2 protein-coding genes are annotated in these 2,046 nt (G+C 48.3%); both read right to left on the bottom strand.

Translation table 11 applies throughout. The features are described 5' to 3' along the window. Positions 1–1,673 (bottom strand): BREX-1 system adenine-specific DNA-methyltransferase PglX (gene pglX / locus M3200_RS03575; RefSeq protein ID WP_288178117.1); only part of this gene is annotated, 1,673 nt, incomplete at its 3' end. 14 nt (positions 1,674–1,687) lie between these two features. Further along, positions 1,688–2,046: hypothetical protein (locus M3200_RS03570; RefSeq protein ID WP_288178116.1), on the bottom strand; the 359-nt coding region annotated here is incomplete at its 5' end.

The raw sequence follows: 2,046 nt of genomic DNA, 5'->3' as shown, positions 1-2,046 counted from the left end.
ATATGCATCAGATTATTGATGGTATAGTTTTCAAGAATATTTTCACGCATTTTCTCAAAACTGGAAAGGAACATCCAGGACTGCATTGTAACCATGCAATTAAAGCCTGTTGGCACAATATGCCTATTCCAACACTCCATAAACACGGCAAACAAGTCCGACTTGCTGTCCGGATAATTTTTCTTGATAAACTCCGAGAGTTTTCCGCCCATGCCAGATGAACCCATGTATGGCGGATTTGTCACGACAACGTGATATTTCTGCGCCATGACCTCCGCCATCCGCACAAACGGCAGAAGCTCATCCAGAACCTGATACGTGTACAAATTCGGATTCCCGTTCCGTATCTCGTCAAACCGGGCATAAAGCGCCGGGAAGTCCACCGGCTTCACATCCAGAATCGATCCGTATTCCTTCGCATCATGCAGATCAGAAATGAGCGAATTCAACGCAGACTTCAGTTCTTTGCGCCCATCTGTAAAAAAGTCGATCATGTGCGGATCAAATCTGTTGCTCTCCATGATGGCATAGACCTGCGGCTGGATTCCACGGGAAAGGAACCTGCGGTCATACTGGCAGGCTTTCATCATCACAGCAAAATAAGCAAGCTGCGCCGCGCGGTCGTCGATGTCGAGGCCGTAGAGATTATTCTTCACAATGCTGGAAGCCGCGTCTCTGGCTGTATATCCATACGCCTCATAAATCTGCATCAACACGTCGAACATGTAGCAAATTATGTGACCGCTGCCCATGCAGGGATCGACAGCGCGGATCTGATCAGGCGTGAGCGTCGCATATTCTTTTTTGATCTCGTTAAGCTGCTTCTGAACTTCCGGTTCCTGCTTTGCTTCTTCCAGATAATATTTCCAGCTTTCTTTCAGGTCATCATTCGGATGACCTTCTACCCACAGACGCCCGAGAGAGTTCTCGACCATATAGCGGACAATCCAATCCGGTGTGAACAGCTGTGTAGCCGCTGGGATTTTCTCTTTTGTGATCTTCTTATTCTTCTTGAGGTCAGCAAAGACCTTGTCCTTCGGCTCAGTGTTGTAATATTGATACAGCCAGCCGATAATCTGCACCTGATCCTTCCAGTCTTCCTCAGGAATCTGTGCTACCATCTGTTCAATCACGCTGCCATCTCTGAGCAGATTATCTGGAAACAGAAGCTCCGTGTAGTCCGCAATCTTCTGGAACATGCCCAGCAGAACACCCGAGAGCGCATTGCACTGCGTGATGATAAGGTACTTGAACAGTGCGTCGTCATCATTAGCATCCTTTAGGGCATAGACTTTCTCCATGTCGAGACCGTCCAGATCCAGATGAATTGCCTCGGCCAGGATCTCCGGCTTGAACTTCCCGTTTTCATCCGTAAACACACGAATTCGGGACGGAAGGTAATTATTGACCTCCATGAACCGCAAAGCAGAAAACCGGTTGAACCAGGTATAGGCAACTTCCTCCATCACCTGATCGAAACCTTTTTCCTTCACCTGTCCGATCAGCGCCGCACGCTGCTTCTTCTCATCCGCTGTCAGAAGAACGCCATGCGCAGAGTCCGCATTTGGATCTGCATCCGCGCTGATTTCATATTGATCTGCCTTCTGCGACACGCGCTCAATGAGTTCGTTTCTTGCCCAGACGGCGTATTTCTTTATTGCATTCTTATCCATGAAAGAGTCCTCTCTTAGTTCAGTTTGATTCCGTCGCAGTCCTTCAGAAGCGCATTCAGATAAGAGCGCATCCGCTCCACATAATCATTTACATCAGCTTCGCTTTCCAGTGTCGCCTGCTTAAAGATCGCCTGTCGATAGCAGTTCTTAATATGCTTCTTTGGCTGGTTCGGTTGCACAGGCTTTACCGGCTTCTTCGGCTTCTTTGCGGATTCGATTGCTGCAACGGTGTCGTCCTTATAGTTCCACATCTGTGTGGTCATGCCATCAAGCAGGACAATGGTCTTTGTCGTGGCAATCTGGTTCTTCATCTGTGTGAAGTAGTTATCCGCTTTCTCTATGGCATTTTTGAACTCGCTGCCTTCGCCTCCGG

It is taken from the genome of Dialister sp. CAG:357, from assembly GCF_000435155.1.
GTDB lineage: Bacteria > Bacillota > Negativicutes > Veillonellales > Dialisteraceae > Dialister > Dialister hominis.
This window is presented reverse-complemented; position numbering and strand designations above follow the sequence as displayed.